The organism is Reyranella sp. (assembly GCF_044224635.1).
Classification (GTDB): domain Bacteria; phylum Pseudomonadota; class Alphaproteobacteria; order Reyranellales; family Reyranellaceae; genus Reyranella.
This window is the reverse complement of sequence record NZ_JBGAKA010000007.1, coordinates 12,137-31,562: the sequence shown is the minus strand read 5'-3', so window position 1 is coordinate 31,562 and position 19,426 is coordinate 12,137. Positions and strand designations below refer to the sequence as shown.

At 66.0% G+C, this 19,426-nt stretch carries 15 protein-coding genes and 1 pseudogene; 3 read left to right on the top strand and 13 right to left on the bottom strand.

All coding sequences use genetic code 11. The annotated features are described in order from the left end of the window. Nucleotides 1–203: 203 nt before the first annotated feature. The 9 genes from ACILR9_RS08720 to ACILR9_RS08680 form a co-directional block, all read right to left on the bottom strand. Nucleotides 204–821 carry a 2'-5' RNA ligase family protein gene (locus tag ACILR9_RS08720; RefSeq protein ID WP_395709518.1) on the bottom strand — a complete coding sequence of 206 codons (618 nt, stop codon included), beginning with the start codon at nucleotides 819–821 and terminating at the stop codon, nucleotides 204–206. Nucleotides 822–1,049: 228 nt separating this feature from the next. Further along, the gene (locus ACILR9_RS08715; protein WP_395709517.1) at nucleotides 1,050–2,021 is read right to left on the bottom strand and encodes an ABC transporter ATP-binding protein; all 972 of its coding nucleotides are present in this window, start codon (nucleotides 2,019–2,021) and stop codon (nucleotides 1,050–1,052) included. Beyond that, the gene (locus ACILR9_RS08710) at nucleotides 2,018–3,004 is read right to left on the bottom strand and encodes an ABC transporter ATP-binding protein (RefSeq protein WP_395709516.1); all 987 of its coding nucleotides are present in this window, start codon (nucleotides 3,002–3,004) and stop codon (nucleotides 2,018–2,020) included. Before ACILR9_RS08710 ends, ACILR9_RS08715 begins: the two co-directional genes overlap by 4 nt. Beyond that, nucleotides 3,001–3,885 carry an ABC transporter permease gene (locus ACILR9_RS08705; RefSeq protein WP_395709515.1) on the bottom strand — a complete coding sequence of 295 codons (885 nt, stop codon included), beginning with the start codon at nucleotides 3,883–3,885 and terminating at the stop codon, nucleotides 3,001–3,003. The genes ACILR9_RS08710 and ACILR9_RS08705 overlap by 4 nt, the downstream gene beginning before the upstream one ends. Before the next feature lie 15 nt (nucleotides 3,886–3,900). Next, complete coding sequence (locus ACILR9_RS08700; protein ID WP_395709514.1) at nucleotides 3,901–4,842, bottom strand: ABC transporter permease; 942 nt, start codon at nucleotides 4,840–4,842, stop codon at nucleotides 3,901–3,903. A 139-nt stretch (nucleotides 4,843–4,981) separates the two neighbouring features. Next, nucleotides 4,982–6,559, bottom strand: a complete 1,578-nt coding sequence (locus tag ACILR9_RS08695) for an ABC transporter substrate-binding protein (protein WP_395709513.1) — start codon at nucleotides 6,557–6,559, stop codon at nucleotides 4,982–4,984. Between the two features lie 422 nt (nucleotides 6,560–6,981). Then, on the bottom strand, nucleotides 6,982–8,334 hold the full coding sequence (locus tag ACILR9_RS08690; protein WP_395709512.1) for an ABC transporter substrate-binding protein: 1,353 nt from the start codon (nucleotides 8,332–8,334) through the stop codon (nucleotides 6,982–6,984). A gap of 305 nt (nucleotides 8,335–8,639) precedes the next feature. Continuing rightward, the gene (locus tag ACILR9_RS08685; protein ID WP_395709511.1) at nucleotides 8,640–10,112 is read right to left on the bottom strand and encodes a M81 family metallopeptidase; all 1,473 of its coding nucleotides are present in this window, start codon (nucleotides 10,110–10,112) and stop codon (nucleotides 8,640–8,642) included. A gap of 43 nt (nucleotides 10,113–10,155) precedes the next feature. Next, entirely contained in the window at nucleotides 10,156–11,046 is an 891-nt protein-coding gene (locus tag ACILR9_RS08680; RefSeq protein WP_395709510.1) for a polysaccharide deacetylase family protein, read from the bottom strand. 346 nt (nucleotides 11,047–11,392) lie between these two features. Between ACILR9_RS08680 and ACILR9_RS08675 the strand changes: the two genes are divergently transcribed. Genes ACILR9_RS08675 through ACILR9_RS08665 form a run of 3 tightly spaced genes read left to right on the top strand, consistent with a single transcriptional unit; the run spans nucleotide 11,393 to nucleotide 15,287 of the window. Then, entirely contained in the window at nucleotides 11,393–13,126 is a 1,734-nt protein-coding gene (locus ACILR9_RS08675; RefSeq protein ID WP_395709509.1) for an ABC transporter permease, read from the top strand. A gap of 23 nt (nucleotides 13,127–13,149) precedes the next feature. After that, on the top strand, nucleotides 13,150–14,187 hold the full coding sequence (locus ACILR9_RS08670) for an ABC transporter substrate-binding protein (RefSeq protein WP_395709508.1): 1,038 nt from the start codon (nucleotides 13,150–13,152) through the stop codon (nucleotides 14,185–14,187). After that, entirely contained in the window at nucleotides 14,184–15,287 is a 1,104-nt protein-coding gene (locus ACILR9_RS08665) for an ABC transporter ATP-binding protein (RefSeq protein WP_395709507.1), read from the top strand. The genes ACILR9_RS08670 and ACILR9_RS08665 overlap by 4 nt, the downstream gene beginning before the upstream one ends. Before the next feature lie 118 nt (nucleotides 15,288–15,405). Here ACILR9_RS08665 and ACILR9_RS08660 read toward each other — a convergent pair whose 3' ends face one another. From ACILR9_RS08660 to ACILR9_RS08645, 4 genes and pseudogenes are all read right to left on the bottom strand, one after another. Further along, on the bottom strand, nucleotides 15,406–16,494 hold the full coding sequence (locus ACILR9_RS08660) for an aminotransferase class V-fold PLP-dependent enzyme (protein WP_395709506.1): 1,089 nt from the start codon (nucleotides 16,492–16,494) through the stop codon (nucleotides 15,406–15,408). A 163-nt stretch (nucleotides 16,495–16,657) separates the two neighbouring features. Beyond that, nucleotides 16,658–17,730, bottom strand: a pseudogene (locus tag ACILR9_RS08655) (ring-opening amidohydrolase). Then, nucleotides 17,727–18,566 (bottom strand): ABC transporter permease, encoded by an 840-nt coding sequence (locus tag ACILR9_RS08650; protein ID WP_395709505.1) that lies wholly within the window; start codon nucleotides 18,564–18,566, stop codon nucleotides 17,727–17,729. Before ACILR9_RS08650 ends, ACILR9_RS08655 begins: the two are co-directional and overlap by 4 nt. 1 nt (nucleotide 18,567) lies before the next feature. Continuing rightward, entirely contained in the window at nucleotides 18,568–19,422 is an 855-nt protein-coding gene (locus ACILR9_RS08645) for an ABC transporter permease (RefSeq protein ID WP_395709504.1), read from the bottom strand. Nucleotides 19,423–19,426 lie beyond the last annotated feature (4 nt).

Genomic DNA, 19,426 nt, shown 5'->3' with positions numbered 1-19,426 from the left:
CTTCAGCCGCTGTAAGCTCGCATAAGGTCACAAGTACAGCGAAGCAAGCCACCTGATGCCCGGAGCGGCCTTGCGGAGCGGTGGCGCGGTCACCTCCCATTCGCCGACGGCATAGGGACAGCGCGTGTGGAAATGGCAGCCGGGCGGCGGCTTGGCCAGACTCGGCACGTCGCCGTGCACGGCGGGCCGACCAGGCCGGCCGATCAGTGCACCGTCGTGAGTGACCAGCGCCCAAGGATGTCGTAGCAGGTCATTCCGACATGACTGTGGATGAGAACGAACTCGGAGACGACCAAAAGGATCGGCTCGATTGCCCGCGTTGCAATCGGCCGCTGGCCATACAGCAGGGTCATGTGCGGCAGGAAATGGTCGATCGTCCTCAGGCCGTTGTTCTCGAGCGCAGCCCCGAGCTCACGATGAAGCTCCATGAGGCCCTCTCCTTCCGCGGACAAGACCAACGGCCATCGGCTCGCAGACGGACGGCTCTCGAAGCTCGTCAGGAGCCGGAGCATCACCTCGAACGGCGGTATCGCGACGGCCGCGGCAGCCCGCTTCGCGGCATAGATGGTCTTGTCGTGCAGATGCGCGTAGTCGCCAACGTGGTGCAATGAAATGTGCAGACGCTTCAAATCGATCGACGATCCTGCAAGGTGCGTCTCGGACACAAAGCGTGCCCTGAATTCGCCAATACGAGTCGACGTTTGTTGATCCAAAAGCACAGCGAGGAAAAGCCGGTCAGGACGCTTGCGGCCCCCGGCAGGTGGGCCTCCTCGGAAAGAGCCTCGCCCAAAGTCAAATGACCCCTGTGATGAACCTTGCATGGTCCCCTCCTTGCCAAAGCCCCCGAATAATCGATCTCCAGATAGAACAAATCAAGAACAACATATTTGCTAATCTCCGCGACCGAGAGGGTCCTGGCCCGGCCACGACTACACACACGTCCAGCAACCAGATCGTTACCGGAGCCGAGTTATTGGTTCGCGCGCCTGCGCCGATGAGATGAAACCGCGGCTGCGAGGAGACGCTCGCGAGGCCGGGAGAACATGAACTCAGCGCAGCAAGCACGCCACGTGATGCCCCGGCGCCACTTCGCGCAGCGGCGGCGCGGTCACCTTGCACTCGGCGACGGCGTACGGGCAGCGCGTGTGGAAATGGCAGCCGGGTGGCGGCTTGGCCGGGCTCGGCACGTCGCCCTGGACGATGCGCTTGCGCTGGCGGCGGCGCTTGGGATCGGGTGCCGTCGCGGCCGACAGCAGCGCCTCGGTGTAGGGATGCTTGGGCGTATTGAACAGCATGCGCTTGTCGGCGAGCTCGACGATGCGGCCGAGATACATCACGGCGATGCGATGGCTGATATGGCGCATCACCGCGAGATCGTGGCTGATGAACAGGTAGGCGAGCCCGTACTCCTCCTGCAGGTCGATCAGCAGGTTCAGCACCTGCGCCTGCACCGACACGTCGAGGGCCGACACCGGCTCGTCGGCAACGATCAGATCGGGATTGACCGACAACGCCTTGGCGATGCCCAGACGCTGCCGCTGGCCGCCGGAGAATTCGTGGGCGTACTTGCGCATCGCGTCGGGCCGCAGCCCGACTCGTGTGAACAGGCTCGCCACCTTGTCGGCGGTTCGGCGCCCGCGCGTCACGCCGTAATTCTCCAGCGGCTCGCCGACGATCGTGCCGGCCGACAGGCGCGGATTCATCGACGAGTACGGATCCTGGAAGATCGTCTGGATGTGCCGGCGGTGGGCCCACATGGCGGCCGGCGGCAGCTCGGTCACGTCCTCGCCGCTCAGCAGGATGCGACCCGCGGTCGGCTCGATCAGCTTCAGCACGGTCTTGCCGATGGTCGACTTGCCGCAGCCCGACTCGCCTACCAAGCCCAGCGTCTCGCCGCGCCGGATCGAGAAGCTCACGCCATCGACTGCCTTGACCGCGCCGACCTGGCGCTGCAGCAGGCCGCCATGGATCGGGAAGTGCTTTGCCAGGTCGCGGACCTCGAGGAGAGCGGGATCGCTCATCGCGCCACCTCCCAGCAGGCGACTGTGTGGCCGCCGCCAGCGTCCACGAAGGGCGGCGCTTCGGCGCGACAGCGCGCGGTCACGAGCGAGCAGCGCGCGGCGAAGGCGCAGCCGATGATCGGCTGGGTCAGGATCGGCACCAGGCCCGGTATCTCCTGCAGGCGCGGCCGCTTGCCGGCGCTGTCGGCCTCGACATCGAGCCGCGGGATCGCCCGCATCAGGCCGATCGTATAGGGGTGCAACGGCCGCTCGAACAGCGCCTCCACCGGCGCCTCCTCGACCTTCCGTCCCGCATACATCACGACGACGCGCTCAGTGGTCTCGGCCACGACGCCGAGATCATGAGTGATCAGCACGATCGCCGTACCGGTCTTCTCCTTGAGCTCGAGCATCAGGTCGAGGATCTGGGCCTGGATCGTAACATCGAGCGCCGTCGTCGGCTCGTCGGCGATCAGCACCTGCGGATCGCACGACAGCGCCATGGCGATCATAACCCGCTGGCGCATGCCGCCCGACAGCTGGTGCGGGTACTCGTCGAGGCGCCGGCGGGCGTCGGCGATCCGCACCAGGCTCAGCATCTCGAAGGCCCGTTCCCGCCCCGCCCTCCACGGCACGCCGAGATGGCGCACCACGTTCTCGGCGATCTGGGTGCCGACCGTCAGGACCGGATTGAGGCTGGTCATCGGCTCCTGAAAGATCATCGAGATGTGATGACCGCGCAGGCGCTTCATCGACTCCTCGTCGAGCCCGGTCAGCTCCCGCCCATCGAAGCGGATCGAGCCGGACGCGATGCGGCCGGTCTCGGCCGGGATCAGGCGCAGGATCGAGAGCGCCGTCACCGACTTGCCGCAGCCCGATTCGCCCACGATGCCGAGGGTCTCGCCGCGCGCCAGGTCGAACGACACGCCATCGACGGCGCACACCACGCCGTCCAGCGTGTTGAACTGCGTGTGCAGGTCGCGAACTTCGAGGAGAGCGGTCACAGGCGTCGCGCCAGCCGCGGATCGAGCCGGTCGCGCAGGCCGTCGCCCAGCAGGTTCACCGCGAGGACCGTGACGGCGAGAAACGCCCCCGGGATCAGGATCGTCCACGGCGCGATCTGGAAGAAGGTACGGCCCTGGGCGATGATGTTGCCCCAGCTCGGCACCTCGGGCGGCACGCCGGCGCCCAGGAAGCTCAGGCCAGCCTCGATCAGCATCGCCGAAGCGCAGACATAGGTCGACTGCACGATCAGTGGCGCCAGGGTATTGGGCAACACGTGGCGCGCCAGCAGCTTCATGTTCCGCGTGCCGCCGGCGATGGCGCTCTCGATGTAAGGCTGGGCGCGGATCGACAGCACGACCGCGCGCACCACCCGCACGATGCGCGGCACCTCGGGAATGACGATCGCCACGATGACAATGCCGAGGCCGGGCCGCGTCAGGGTGATCAGGGCAATGGCGAGCAGGATCGACGGGATCGCCATCAGCCCGTCCATGATGCGCATGACCACGCCATCGATGCGGCGGAAATAGCCACAGGCGAGCCCGAGCGCGAGGCCGAGCAGGCTGGAGAAAGCCGCTACGGAGAGACCGACGATCAGCGAGACGCGCGCGCCGTAGACCGTGCGAGAAAAGACATCCCGGCCGAACTGGTCGGTGCCGAACCACCAGCGCTCCGATGGCGGTCGCAGGCGGTTGACCGGCGTGATCCTGAGCGGGTCGTGGGTGGCGATGAGCGGGGCAAGGACGGCAATGATCACAAGAGCCACCAGCAGGATGCCGCCGAAGGCGATGGTCGGGTTGCGCCGGATTGCCGTCAGCAACGAAAAGCGGCGCGGAGGCGGCGCGAGGTCGTCGACGAGGGAGGCAGAGGGGACGGCCATATCAGGAGCGGATCGTCAGTAACGGATGCGCGGATCGAGGAAAGCGTAGGAGATGTCGATGATCAGGTTCACGAGCACCTTGGCGGCAGCGAACACCAGGATCAGGCCCTGCACGATCGGATAGTCGCGCTTCAGCACGGCGTCGACGGTGAGCCGCCCCAGGCCCGGGATGTTGAACACGGTCTCGGTGATCACGACGCCGGAAATCAGCAGAGCGATGCCGATGCCGACCACGGTGACGATCGGTACTGCGGCGTTCTTCAGCGCATGCAGCAGCAGCACGCGATCGGTCGCCAGGCCCTTGGCGTTGGCGGTGCGGATATAGTCCTGCTGCAGCACCTCGAGCATCGAGGCACGGGTGATGCGGGCGATCAGCGCCATATAGGTCACGCCGAGCGCCACGGACGGCAGGATCAAGCATTCGACGAATGGCCAGAAGCCTTCACCAATGGGGCGGTAGCCCTGCACCGGCAGGAGCTGCCATTGCACGGCGAAGAAATAGATCAGCACGTAAGCCAGCACGAACACTGGCATGGCGAAGCCCAGCACCGCGAAGCCCATGACCACGCGATCGATCAGCTTGCGCGCCTTCCATGCCGCCACCACGCCGATGGGAATGGCGAGCGCCACCGCCACGAACAAGGTCGACAAGGCGAGCGCCAGGGTCGGCTCGACGCGCTGGGCGATCAGCCGCGTCACCGGGAGATTGGAGAAGATCGACACACCCATGTCGCCATGCACCAGGTCCCACAACCAGACGCCGAATTGCTCGACGACCGGTCGGTCGAGGCCGAGCTTGACGCGCACCGCGGCAATCGACTCGGCGGTCGCGTCGTCGCCGGCGATGATCGCCGCCGGGTCGCCCGGCGCGAAGCGCAACAGGAAAAAGACGAACAGCGCCACCACCGCCATCACGGGCAGGGTGGCGAACAGGCGACGGACGATATAGGCGGTCATGCTTCAGGTTCCTCCCCACGAAGTGGGGAGGTGGCCGCGTAGCGGCCGGAGGGGTCGGGAGTCACGACTCATGACACCTCCGTCGCCGTATGACGGCGACACCTCCCCCTGCTGCGCAAGGGGAGGACAATGAGATACGTCACTTCTTGGTTATCCCCCACAGCACGGCCAAGCCGGTGTTGGGCACGATGCCGTCGATGCGGTCGGCGCGATAGGCCAGCGGCTGGTCCCATTGGCCGAACGGCAGGAACACCACCTGCTCCATTGCCCGCGTCTGCAGGTCCTTGGCGATCTTCTTGCGCTCGTCCTCGCTCACGGCCATGCCGAAGGCATTGCGCAGCTTCTCGATCTCGGGATCGCACGGCCAGCCGAACAGGCCTTTCTCGCAGGCCGCGCCGATCCAGGTATGCAGGACCGGATTGGCCGAGCCGACGCCGCCCGACGTGGTGACGAAGATGTTCCAGCCGCCCTGGCTCGGCGGCTCCTTCTTGGCGCGCCGCGACACCACGGAGCCCCAATCCATCGACTGGACGTCGAGATTGATCCCGGCCTCGCGCATCGCCTGGATCAGCACCTGCGTGGCCGGCGTGATGGTGGCGTGATCGGTGGCGGCCAGCACGGTGATCGGCTCGCCCTTGTAGCCTGCCTCCTTCAAGAGCTGCAGCGCCTTCTTTGGGTTGTACTCCTTCATGAAGGCTGTGCCGCCGTCGTTCTCGTAAGGCCCGCCGCAGGTCAGCAGCCCCGGGCAGACGCGGTAGTATTTCGGATCGCCGACGATGGCGCGCAGGAAGTCCTCCTGGTTGATCAGGTAGTACATCGCCTGGCGCGCTTTGACGTTGTCGAACGGCGGATGCAGGTGATTGAGACGGATCATGCCCTGCGTGCTGTCGATCTTCCCGGTCTTCATCAGCTTGACGCCGCGCGCCTTGGCGAGCAACGGCAGGAAGTCGGTGTTGGGGTTCTCGTAGAAATCGATCTCGCCGTTGACCAGAGCCGACATCGCGGTCTGGGGATCGGAGATCCACACCAGCTCGATGCGGTCGACGCCCGGGATCTTGCTGCCGGCAAAGGACGACGGCGGCTCATTGCCCGGCCGCGGCACGTAATCCTTGTTCTTGAGATAGACCGCCTTGCTGCCGGGGACCCATTGCTCCTTGGCAAAGATGAAAGGCCCCGAGCCGATCGATTCCTTGACTTGCTGCTGCGGATCGGTCTGCGCATCCTTCTCGCGCATGATCGCGGCGATCGAACTGCCGCTCTTGCCGAGCGATTCCAGCACCATGCCGTAGGGTTCGCGCAGGACCATCTTGAAGGTCTTGTCGTCGACGGCATCCATCGCCGTGACGTAGCCCAGCAGTCGCTGGCCGACCCCATCCTTGGCGCCCCAGCGCTTCAGGGAGGCAATCACGTCCTTGGTGGTGACCGGCGTGCCGTCGTGGAACTTGAGCCCGTCCCGCAAGGTGAAGGTGTAGGTCAGCCGGTCGGGGCTGATCTCGTACTTGCCCACCATCTGCGGCTGCGGCTTCAGGTCGGCATCGTTGCCGAACAGCGTATCGTAGACCAGCGCGCCATGGATGTTGGCGATGGTCTGCGTGGTCCAGATCGGATCGATCACGCGCACGTCGGCGTGCATCACCGCACGCAAGACCTTTTCCTGCGCCATCGCCGACAACGGCAGGACGAGTATGGCCAAGCCGGCCAGCAGTCTCACAATCATGTTTCCCCTCGAGCCTCTCGAGCAACTCCCCCTGCACAAATTATGCAAAGCTGCCCACTTGTCCAGCGATCCGACGTGATGGCGCCGGAAAGAACAGCGGAAAGTCACCAACGTGCGTTGGGAGAGCAAGCCATGACTCTCGGACAGGTGGCTTGAGGCCTTGAGCGCCGGCCAGCCCAGGAATCCGGCGCTGATCGCTCACCATTGCCCTTTCAGTGTCGACCTCGCGCTGCGAATCCCCGGTCGACGCTCGGGACGACAGCATTGCTGTCGCGAGCAACCATATCGCTGTCATCCCGAGATAGGCACTTGCGAAGCAAGTGCCGTAAGCGAGGCGACCTTTGTCGCGTCAGCGCGCCGCCGAAGGCGGCGGCCGCCATATGCTCACATGCTCGCGCATTCTCGGGACGGCGCAGCGCCCCTCAACGGCGGATGCCTTCGAGTTCTGACTTGGCCCAATCTATAGTCTGCTTCGCCGTGTTCCCGGACACAATGCGAGCCACCATTCCGGGGATCATGTACTGGCTCCAGATCTGCACGCCGACTTCGGGCGGCGCACTCGAGCCGACGATGTAGTATTCGGCGTCGTGGTGGGGACGCACGGGATAGTTGTACAGCGTGCCCTTCGGCGGCTCGAGATCGGCCCACACCGGCAGATCTGCCATCGACAGGAACGGCGGGATGTCATATCCCGCCGCCGGAATGCTAAGCTTGGCAACGATCTCGCGCTGACCGAGGAACGTCATCAGGTCCTTTGCGGCCGGCTTGTTCTGGGCCCATTGCCAGATGCCCCAGAAGTAGGGGCGATGAGGCACCAGGCGCCCCAGCTTGCCCTTGGGATTGGGAAAGTGCCAGGTGTCGGCGGCAATCGCCGGCGCGTCGCGCTTGGCCACCGCCCAGGCACTGGGCGGGTTCCAGATCAGGGCCGCCTTGCCGGCAACGAAAGCCTTGTTGTTGGAAGCGTCGTCGTAGGAGATGGTCTCGCGCGGCAGGTAGGGAACAAACCGCTTCACGTACTCGAGCACCTCGCGGACCGGATCGGAATCGACGGTGACGTTGCCCTTGCCGTCCACGAGATGAGCGCCGAACGCCCCGAAGGTGGCCCCCCAGGTCTGGTTTGCATCGGTGCTGTTGGCGCCGCAGCCAAGCGCGAACAGATGTCCGGCCTTGTGGCACTGCTCGGCCATCTTCAGCTGCTTTTCGTAGGTCCACTCGGACGCGCCCTTGGTCTTCACGTCCTTGGCCGGATACCACTCGGTCACATCCTCGCTCGTCGCATCCTTGATCAACGAGATGCGGGCGCAGGGCGGCAGCGGGGCCGACCCCCAGGCGACCGGCACGGCCAGCCATTTGCCGCCCGCCGTGCCGAGATATTCCACGGCCTTGCTCACCGGTCCATATTGCTTCACCAGCCCATCGACGACGTCGTTCACCGGCGTGAGCTTGTCGGCATACTGATGAGAAGCCCACTGGTCGAAGGCGAGGATGTCGTGCCCGGCCCGCGCCTGCGCTTCGGCAGCCTGCGTCAGGATCATCTTGTTGCCGGTGGAAGGAATGAAGTCGATCGTTACCTCGATCTTGTTCTTGGCTGCCCATTCATCGACGAACCCCTTGAGCACTGTGTTGGTTCCCGGTACCCAGTGATCCCAGACGCCCATCGTCAACTTGCCGGCGGCATTGGCCGACTGGACATGCACCAGCGGCAAGGCTGCGCCGACCGCTCCAGCCGCCGCTTTCAGCGCGCGGCGACGGGTAATCCGACGGACACGTCTCATAGGCTGTTCCTCCCTCTTGTACGCGTTTCCTACCTCGATCTTTGTTTCTGAACTGATCTACCGATGCCGCCGGTCTTTCGATGCCCGAGCAGGCACGTGAAGACTATATCGGGATTGTCCGGCGCTTGTCGCGTTCAGTGTGAACCAGCTGCAAGGCAGCATTCGGCGCTGCAACAGTCGTTGGCACGAGCTGCGAGATCGCCGGCGAACAGTTGCAAGCTTCCAATGTCATGCGCCGGCCTGCTGCCGCAGTGGCTCCCCGCTCGCTGCGCCTTTGAGCTGACCGCGGGCGTGGGGCTGCCGCTCTAGTAGATCAGCCCCAGCGGCCTTGCCTCGCCGTCGAGTGGCCAGATCGGGCGCTGGACCTTCGTATAGGGCACCTTGCGATGATCGCGGCGCAGCGGACCGCTCGATTCGACATAGATCACCTTCTTGGCGATCGGCCCGTACGCCGCCATGAAATGGTTGGTCGACTTGACCACCACGATCTTCTTCTGCGTGGGATCGATGCCGAGATTGGTGAACAGCTCGAGCCCCGTTGCCTGGGTCCGGTTGGCGATCAGCACGACGTCGACGCCACCCACGCGCACGGCGGCACAGTCGCCGACCGAAACCTGCGTCGGACCGAAGCTCTGCCAGGCGTTGCGCTTCAGACCTATGATCTCGACTTCGGCGTCGACCGGCTGGCCCGACGACGGCGCGATCTTGCCGCCGAAGCGCAGGCCGATGCGGGCGCCCAGCCCGGCGTCGAAGCAGATGCGTACGGCGATCGGGTCCCACAGCGGCCCCAGGCAGGCATTTTCCACCTTGGTTTCGATGAGGTGACGCAGGATGTCGGTGTTATCGGACGGCGCGCCGCCGCCGGCGTTGTCGGCCGGATCGGCGATCACCACCGGCAGGTCGTTGAAGGCGATGGCGTCGCTCACGCCCGCCGCGACGTCGAACGATGGCGGCTGGGTCCTGCCGCGCAGGGACACGAGCTCCTGGCCAAGCGCCGTCGCCAGCGCATCGGCCTTCTTCTTGTCGCCGTCGGCCACCACCAGCACGCGGGTGCCGATCTCCGCCACATCGCCATAGGGAAAGCAGTGGGCAATCGACACGGACAGGATGCCGTCCTTGCCTTCCATCGCCTTGATGCGGTCGACCAATCCGCGCATCGGCTGGATTGTCGTCGGATAGCTCTGGATCTGCCGGCAGTCGTAGACCGACATCACCGGCTTCACCTTGCCGCGCAGCGTCGCCAGCACGAGAGCCAGGACGTCCTCGGCGCGCTCGACGACGTCGGTATGCGGGAACTCCTTGTAGAGCACGATGATGTCGGCGTGGGAGATGCGCTTCAGGGTGAGATGGCAATGCGGATCGAGCTCGACGCCAATCACGCAGCGCCGGCCGACCAGCGCGCGGGCGCGCTCGATGATGTCGCCTTCGACATCGTCGTAGCCGTGCGCCACCATGGCGCCGTGCAGGCCGAGCAGCAGACCGTCGACCGGAAGCGCGGCCTCGAGCTGGCCCAGGATCTCGTCGCGCATGGTCTCGTAGTCGGCCCGGTTAGTGGTGCCGGCGGGGCTGGCGGCGAAGCAGCTGCCTTCGATCAGCTCGAACCCTTCGGCGGCAGCGCGGGCGCGCGCCACGAACAGAGGCGCCGTGCACATCCGTGGCGCTTCGGACGGATGCTCGCCGGCGCGAAAGAAGACCGACTCCCGGTAATTCTCGATGCTGGTCGGCAGCGGCGAGAAGGTGTTGGTCTCGGTGGCGAGCGTGGCGGTGAACAGGCGCATGGAAATCTCCCCCTCCCCACGAAGTGGGAAAAAGAAGCTTTTCCTACGGAACTGATCCCGGAGGAAGCGTCATGCAATGCCGCGTGATCGCGCCCGGTGTGGTGAGCCAGATGCGATCGCGATGCTTCGCGATATGACGCAAGGCGCGCTTGAGATGCCGCAGGCGATGCGGTTGGCCGACCAGATAGGCATGCAGGGCCACGCCCATCACCAGCGGCCGCGTCTGCGACAGCTCCAGCATCTCGTCGAACTGGTCGACGATGATGTCGGCGAACGCCTCACCGCCGACCTTGCGGCCGACGATCTGCGGAATGTCGTTCACCTCCTGCGGATAGGGCACGGCGAGGATGCGCCTGTCGTCGCGGCAGCGGAACCAGATCGGCTGGTCATCCATGCACCAGTCCAGAAGGTAGCAATAGCCCGCTTCCGCCAGCAGGTCGGGCGTCACGTGGCTGTGCGAAATCCATGGACCGAGCCAACCTTCCGGCGGACGGCCTTCGGCTTCCGTCAAACGCGTGGTCGCCTCCGCGATCAGCGCGCGTTCGGCCGCCTCGTCGAGATCGCCCTGGCGCTCGGCATTGGTGCGGCCATGGCCCACGATCTCGTCTCCACGGGCACGGCAGGCCGCCACCACGGCCGGCGCATAGTCGTACATCGCGCTGTTGACCAGTGCAGCCAGCGGCAGGCCAAGCGCATCGAAAACGTCGAGCATGTACCAGGCGCCGACCCGATTGCCATAGTCACGCCATGCAAAGTTGAGAATGTCGGGCTGTGATCCACCCGGTGCCAGTTCCGCACCGAGCCCCTCGCCGTAGGAAAAATGCTCCAGATTGAGGGCGAAATAGACGGCGAGCCGTCGGCCATTCGGCCAAGTGTAGTCGGCGCGGCCGCGCAAAGGCACGTAGCCGTAGCGGTTGTGTGTTCTCAGTCCCATCCCGGAGAATTAGCGTCAGAAACCGCGAAGTGCCACGGCCATGGCTCGGTGAGGAAGCCGACGGCAGTCCCCACGCAGCGAAGGAAACGTCAGCCCATGCTCGATCGTCTGCTGTCCGCTGCCCTCGCCGGCTGCGTTCTTCTCCTTACGGGCTCCCCCGCCTTCGCCTACGACTCGGAGAGATTTCTGACAGGGGTCAACGGCGACGAGTAGTCACGCCGCACAAGCAAGACGTAGCGCCCGCAATGCCGATGCGCTACGGTTACATAGCGAATGAAGAAGCCGGCAGTGGGGCCGCATTCATCAGGGAGGAACTGGAGCGTTGACGGCAACGAGTGCTGGAGCTTTGCCCGTATCCGCTGAGGCGGCGGCGCCGCGCCGGCTCGCCGCGCCGCTGTGGGTCGGCGCCCTGCTGATCCTGCTGGCGTTCCTGGTGATCTACCCGCTGCTGATGCTGGTGTTCGGAGCGCTGAGCGACTCCAATCCCATTGTCGACGGGTTCGGCGCTTTCCGCCCCTCGCTAAAGCATTTCGTCGACGTCCTCGTCAACGAGAACGTCCACCTCGCCTTCTTCAACGCCATCGTCGCCTGCGGCGGCGGCACGATCCTGGCCGTGGTCATCGGCCTTGCCTTCTCATGGATCGTCGTCCGCACCAACACGCCGTTCAAGGGCTTCATCGCCGGCGCCAGCATGATCCCGCTGTTCGTGCCGCCGCTCGTCGCCGGCGTCGCCTGGGGCATCCTGGGCTCGCCCAAGACCGGCCTGCTCAACACCTCGCTGAAATGGATGGGCATCGACTTCCGCTTCGACTTCTACTCGATGTCGGGCCTGATCCTGGTGTTCGGCATCTATTACGCACCCTACGTCTACATGTTCACGGCCTCGGCGCTCAGGAACATGGACCCGAGCCTCGAGGAAGCCTCGGAGGTGTCAGGCGCCAGCGCCTTCACCACCCTTTTCACCGTCACCTTCCCGCTGATTGCGCCGGCCATCCTGGCAGGCTCGCTGCTGTCGTTCGTCGTCATGCTGGGCATCTACGGCGTGCCGGCGGCGCTGGGAGCTCCGGCCAACATCAGCGTGCTCACGACCTACATCTTCAAGCTCACCGCCTGGAGCCCGCCGCTCTACAACACGGCAGCCGCGGTCGCGATCCTGCTCATGGTGGTGACCGCCATCCTGGTGTGGGCGCAGCAGCGCGTCCTCTCGGGCAAGAGCTTCGCCACGGTTGCCGGCAAGGCGTTCCGGCCGCGCGCCCTCAATCTCGGCCGCTGGCGCTGGTTCACTTTCGGGCTGGCCGTTATCTACCTGTTTGTCGTGGTGGTGCTGCCGACCCTGGCGCTGGTCATCGCCGCGTTCCGCAAGTTCCTGTTCATCAAGGATTTCGACGCCCTGTTCGACATGAGCCAGTACAGCTGGGTGCACTTCAACTCGGTGTTCGACAACCCGCTCACCATGCTGTCGATCTGGAACACCCTGAAGGTCGGCGTCATCACCGCCCTGGTCGGCGGCGCGCTCGCCTTCGCCATCGGCTACACGGTGAACCGCACCCAGGTGGCGGGACGGCGCTGGATCGACCTGCTGGCGACGCTGCCGGTCGCCATTCCCGGCCTGGTCGTCGGCGTCGCATATCTTTGGGCCTGGATCGGCCTGCCGGGCGGGCTCTACGGCACCCTGTGGATCCTGGCCCTGGCTTTCGTCGCGCGCTTCATGCCCGACACGGTGAAGGCGCTGTCGACCTCGTTCCTGCAGATCCACAAGGAGCTCGAGGAGGCCGCCTGGATCTGCGGCCGCAGCCTGCTGGGCACCATCCGCACCGTCGTCCTGCCGCTCGCCCGCCCCGGCGTGGTGGCGTCGATGACGCTGCTCTTCGTGCTGGCGATCCGCGAGCTCGGCTCCTCACTCTTCCTTTACACCAGCGACACGACGGTGATGGCGGTGCTGCTGCTCGACTACTACGAGGGCGGCAACACCGGGAAGACCGCCGCGTTCAGCCTGGTGCAGACGGTGATTCTGGCCGTTCTGCTCAGCCTGACGACCTGGCTTTCGCGTGAGACCACGCAGAACACCCGCTTCAACTGAACAGCGTAGGAGGAACACGACCGATGAAAAGACGTACGTTCACCACGAGCGCCGTGCTCGGAACCGCGGGCATCCTGACCGGCGGCCTGCCGGCGATAGCCCAGCAGGAGAAGTTCGGCTCCAAGGAGCTGATCGCGGCGGCCGAGAAGGAAGGCGGGCTCACCTACTACACGGCCAACTTCGCCGAGACCGAGCAGGAGGTCATCAAGGAGTTCAACAAGACCTTCCCCAAGATCAAGGTTGCGATGGTGCGGGCGCCCGGTGGTCAGCTGATCACCCGCATCAAGACGGAAGCCGCCGCCGGCAAGCTGGGCGCCGACGTTGTCAACCATTCCGACCGCGGCCTGATGCTGGCGCTGGTCGACCTGTTCCAGGACTATGCGCCGCCCAATGCCGCCGACTACCGGCCCGACGCGCTGGTGTCGCCCAAGCTGTGGCCCGGCGTCACCCTGGGATGGGCCATCGCCTACAACACCCAGCTGGTGAAGAATGCCCCCAAGACCTGGATGGACCTCACCAAGTCCGAGTACAAGGGCAAGCAGATCGGCCAGGTGGTCGGCCCGTCCGGCGGCACGACCTGGACCCGCAGCATGTTCGAGCGCCAGGTGCTGGGCGAGGATTACTGGCAGAAACAGGCCGCGCTCGGCATCGCGCTCTATCCATCGGGTGCGCCGCTGTCCGATGCGCTGGTGCGCGGCGAGGTCTCGATCGCGCCGCTGCTCTACAACATCATCTACACCAAGATCGTCGAAGGCGCGCCCGCCGAGGCGATCTTCGCGCCCGAGGGCGTGCCCATCATCCCCTACGCCGATGGCGTCACCAAGGCGGCCAAGAGCCCCAACGCCGCCAAGCTGTTCATGAACTGGCGCCTGTCCAAGGAAGGCCAGGCCTTCCAGATCGCCAAGCTCGGCAACATCACCTCGCTCAAGGAACCACCCGCCTTCCCCAAGGGTTGGGACCCCAAGGTCATCAAGGTGTGGGTGCCGGAGTACAAGCAGTTCGAATCGCTGCGTGAGGCCTGGCTCGAGCAGTGGAACAAGATCTACGGCTATCGCCAGTGAGCGCTGCTCTTCTTGTCGAAGGCCTGGTGAAGCGCTTCGCGACGGGCAAGCCCGCCGTCGACGGGGTGGATTTCGAGGTGCCGGCGGGCGAGATCGTGGTCCTGCTCGGCCCCTCGGGCTGCGGCAAGACCACGACGCTGCGCTGCGTGGCCGGCCTCGAGCATCCGACGGGCGGGCGCATCTCGATCGGCGAGCGCGTCGTGTCGGAACCCGAACGCGGCCTGCTGGTGAGCCCGCGCGAGCGCGACATCGGCATGGTGTTCCAGTCCTACGCCGTGTGGCCGCACATGACGGTGCGCCAGAACGTGGCCTATCCGCTGAAGCACCGGCGCAACGGTGGCGGCGACATCAACGCCAAGGTGAATGACACGCTGGAGCTGGTCGGCCTGCGCGATTACGCCGAGCGGCCCGTGACCTCGCTGTCGGGCGGCCAGATGCAGCGCGTGGCGCTGGCCCGCAGCCTGGTCTACCGGCCGCAGCTCCTGCTGCTCGACGAGCCGCTCAGCAATCTCGACGCCAAGCTGCGCCTGCGCCTGCGCGACGAGCTGCGCCGTATCCTGAAGCAGACCGGCATGACCGGCCTCTACGTCACCCACGACCAGGCCGAGGCTGTCGTGCTGGGCGACCGCATCGGCGTGATGCGCGAGGGCAAGCTCCTGCAGATGGCGGCGCCGGACGAGATCTACAATCGGCCGGCCGATCCCTTCGTCGCCAACTTCACCGGCGCCGCCAACGTGCTGCTGGGCAAGGTGCTGGCGCGCAGCGGCGAGCGCGCCACCATCGATCTCGGCGCCGCCGGGCGCATCGAGGCCTGGACGCCGCAGGCGCTCAATCCCGGCGACAAGGCGCGCGTCGCGCTGCGTGCCGAGAACGTCCGGCTGGGCGAGCGCGGACCGGCCAATGTTTTTGCCGGCCGCGTGCTTGAGCGCCGCTACCAGGGTATGCAGACCGTCTACAACGTCGAGATGGGCGGCCAGAAGCTCGAAGCGCTCGAGCTCGGCACCGCCGCCCGCCATGGCGCCGACAGCGAGATCGCCATCACCCTGCCGCCCGACACCTGCTGGGCCTATCGCGACGAGGGCGCGGCGTCGGTGGAGTGACGCTGTTTACAGCGCCATTGGCGGCGCAGTTGAGGGACATTTCTTCTGCGAAGAGACCGGCCTCGACGACGGCGTGACGGCGCTGCAGCAGCCCGGTTTGTTGCGCGTGGCCTGATCGTCACAGCACGGCACGAAGCGCCGCGGCGAGCGGCCCATCGTGCTCGGGCAGCAAGACCTGAGGATCGAGCGTGAGCACGCCGCGCGCGGCGTGGCGCTCCGACAGATGAACCGGCGGATCGCCGCGCTGCAGGCGCGCGCTCACGGCGAGAGCGTCCGGCAGGACGATCTCGAGGACCGGCGCCCGGCCCGTCTCGGCGGCCGGCACCAGCCGCACCTTGGCGCCGTCGAGCTGGCCGGCGATGTCGCGCAGCCGCGCCTCGAGCGCGGCGTTGGCGGCGGTATCGTCGGCTTTCACGAAGCGATCAAGCGCCGTCAGAAGACCGACGATCTCCTCCTTTCCCGCCTTGAAGCCGCGGCCGATTCCGTGATGTGGCACGCCGCGCAGATTCGCCCGGTCGATCAGGCCGGGCGGCCGCCAGGTCTCGGGCGACACGTCCATGTCGAGCTGTTGCAGCAGCGCCGAGGCCACGAGATCGCGCCGGCCGGCCAGGATGCCAGACGCCTGCGGCCCACCAAGCGCCTTGCCGCCGGAAAAGGCGACCAGGTCGGCTCCCAGCGTCGTGAACCGCCGCAGGTTCTCCTTGGGCGGCAATTGTGCCGCGGCGTCGACGATCAACGGTATGCGGTTGGCCTTGCACACCGCCGCCATGACCGCAACGTCGCCCATGGTGGCCACGTTGGCTGCCGCCGCCACCGCCACGACCGAGGACGTCAGCGCCGTCTCGATCTCCCAGGCCTCGAGGCCACGCACGCCTGCCCCGGCGCCACGATCGTTGTGCCCGATATCGACCAGGCGCGCGCCGGCAGCCGCCAAGGCGTGGGCGTACCCGGTGCGATGCGTGCGCGGGATCAGGATGTCGCGCGGAAAGCTCTCGGCATGCGGCAGCGCCGCCATCTTCGCCACGTCCCATCTCGCGATCGCAGCAGCAGCCGCTAGCGTGAGCGCTGCGGCAGCGCCCGTCGTCACCAGCCCTGCCTCTGCCCCGGTCGCCTCGGCGATGCGCTTGCTCGCCGCATCCTGTAGCTCACCGATATCGACCGACGAACGCGACGCCGCCGCCATCGCCAGGATGACCTCTGGCGCCATGATCGCACCGCCCAGACGCGTCAGCGCGCCGGCCGCATTAATGCGACGCCTGACTCCAAGATCCCGATAAGGATCAGCCATTGCCATGGCGGTCGCCCCCTCTTCCGCCTCTCCCCAGAGCCCGCACCGTGCAACAGAAACCCCGTCTCCACAATCGAGCGGCTCAGACCTTGCCAATGATGGCGATCGGGCCGCCGCCGGCCGGCCCTTGATGCTCGGCGCCGCCCGAGACATAGAGCATGGTGTCGCCGATCACGCCGGCCAGCACGCCACCGACCAGCGCGCGGGCGTGGCGCGTCGAGTTGATGTCGCTGTCGTCGAGCATGGTATGGCGGCGGCCGCGGATCTCACCCGATGGAGCGGCCTCCGCCTTTGCCAGCACGGCGACGGTCTGGCCACCGAGGCGGGTGAGGATACGTCGCGCTGCCTCGGCGTCGATGGCGTCCTGCATCACATCGTGATCGATCACCAGGTCGCCCGCCCAATCCGTGGCGTTGCCCAGCACCACGATCTCGTTGCGCAGCAGCTCGACCCCGGCCGAGGTGCTGGCGACGCGCGAGTAGAGCGACCAGTCGCGGCAGACTGCGGCCTCGCTCGCGCTCGCCGCCGCGACCTCAAGGCGACGGCGACACCCAGCGCCGACGCGCCGCGCGACAGGGCCATCGAGTGGTAGGTGTCGTCGGTGGCCACGGGTTGACCGCGACGGGCTGCCTCCTCGATGCGCTCTTTGGTCAGAAGCGGGCACTTGATCTGGACAAAATGCACGTCCGCGGGCGTAGCAATGCCGGCGTCCGCCATGGCCGCCGCGACCGCGCCTGCGGTGGCGGCAATCTGCGGTGCCCGGCCGATCTCCTCCGGCGCGAAGGACCGGGTCAATCCGACGCCGATCGCCAGTCGCGGCGCGGTGGCGGAGGACGACGACACGGTCTCGCGGCAGAACACCAACAGATGCGGCGACAACCCACCCTCGGTGCCGCCCGACATGACGATTGCCACCCGTTCGTCGATCTCCTTCGGCGTGCAGTGTAGCCTGTCGGCGAGCAGCAGCTTCAGCGCCAAGGTCGCGTAGCCGCGGGTAAAGTCGTTGACGCAGCCATTGCCCTCGGTCTTGCCGACGATGGCGACGATCGTGCCAGGATCGATCTCGCGCGCATCGATTGCGGCCGCGAGCGGCGCGGTGTCCTGCGGGCCGGCGGTGGCCAGACGCAACACGCGGGCTCGCCGCACCGCGCTCATGCCGCCTTGCCCGCGTCGTTGCCGAGGCGCTCGCGGCGACGGCGCAGAACGATCACGGAGACGAGAGCAACGCCGATCACCAGGAACGACACGCCCGTGGTCACGGTACCCAGGGCGTACAGGACAGGCGTCGTGACGTTGGTGGTCATGCCGTAGATCTCGAGCGGCAGGGTGTTGAAGGTGCCCGAGGTGTAGAGGCTGCGCGCGAACTCGTCGTAGCTCAGCGTGAAGCCGAACAGGCCGACGCCGATCAGGCTGGGCAGCAGGATCGGGATGACGACATGGCGGATGGTCTGCCAGGAGGTGGCCCCGAGGTCGCGCGCGGCCTCCTCGTAGCGTCTGTCGAAGCGGTTGAACACGGCGAACATGATCAAGAGGCCGAACGGCAACGTCCAGGTGAGATGGGCGCCGAAGGCCGAGCTGTACCAGGCGGCATCCCAGCCCAGCACGCGGAACAGCAGGCCGATGCCGAGACTTATCAGGATCGACGGCACGATCAGGCTGGCGATCGCGAGATAGAACACGATCGTCGAGCCGCGAAAGCGCGTGCGGAACGCGAGGCCGGCCATGAACGAGGCGATGACCGTCACCAGCATGGCGGCGATGCCGAGGATCATCGAGCGCTGGAAGGAGCCGGCGAAGTCGCCGACCATCTGCTTCTCGAACAGGTTCTTGAACCAGTGCACCGACACGCCGTTCATCGGGAAGGTGAGGCCGCCGGACGGGCCCTGGAACGACAGCACCAGGATGGTGAGCGTGGGCCCATAGAGGAACAGCACAAACAGGCCGAAGAAGGCGGCAAGGCACCAGAAAGCAGGTCCGCGGCGGCGGTTCACGTCACAGCTCCTTGCGGATGTCGACCAGCCGCATCATGGCAGCGACCGTGAACAGGACCAGCAGCAGTAGGACCACGGCATTGGCCGCCGCCGCCGGATACTGCAGGAGCGACATGGCGTTCATCATCATCAGCCCGACCGAGGCGCTCTGCCCGCCGCTCATCAGCCGGACGGTGACGAAATCGCCCATGACGATGGTGACGACGAAGATCGAGCCGATGGCGATGCCGGGCTTGCACAGTGGCACGATGACATTCCACAGCGTCTGCCAGCCGCTGGCGCCAGCATCGCGCGCCGCCTCGAGCAGGCTGCGCTCGATGCGCATCATCGAGTTGAAGATCGGCACCACCATGAACAGCGTGTAGAGATGCACGTAGGCCAGCACGACCGAGAAGTTGGAGAACAGCAGGAACTCGAGCGGCTCCTTGATCACGCCGAGCTGCATCAGGGTCATGTTGGCGAGCCCGTTGCGGCCAAGGAACGGGATCCACGAGATCATGCGGATGACGTTCGAGGTCCAGAACGGGATGGTGCAGACCAGGAACAGCACCGTCTGCCAGGTCGCCGAGCGGACATGGAAGGCGAGGAAGTAGGCCACCGTGAAGCCGATCACCAGCGTCAGCGCCCAGGTGATGAGGGCGAACTCGATGGTCTGCAGATAGGTCCGCCACGTGACCGGCGAGGTCAGCAGCTCCTCGTAGTTCTGCAGCAGGAACGCCGGGATGATCTGCGTCGTGTTGTAGTCGAAGAAGCTCACCACGACGATGGTGGCGATCGGCACCACCAGGAACAGCAGGAACACCAGCGTGAGCGGCGCAACCTGCAGGTAGGCGACCCAGGCGGGAATGCGAGACATCAAT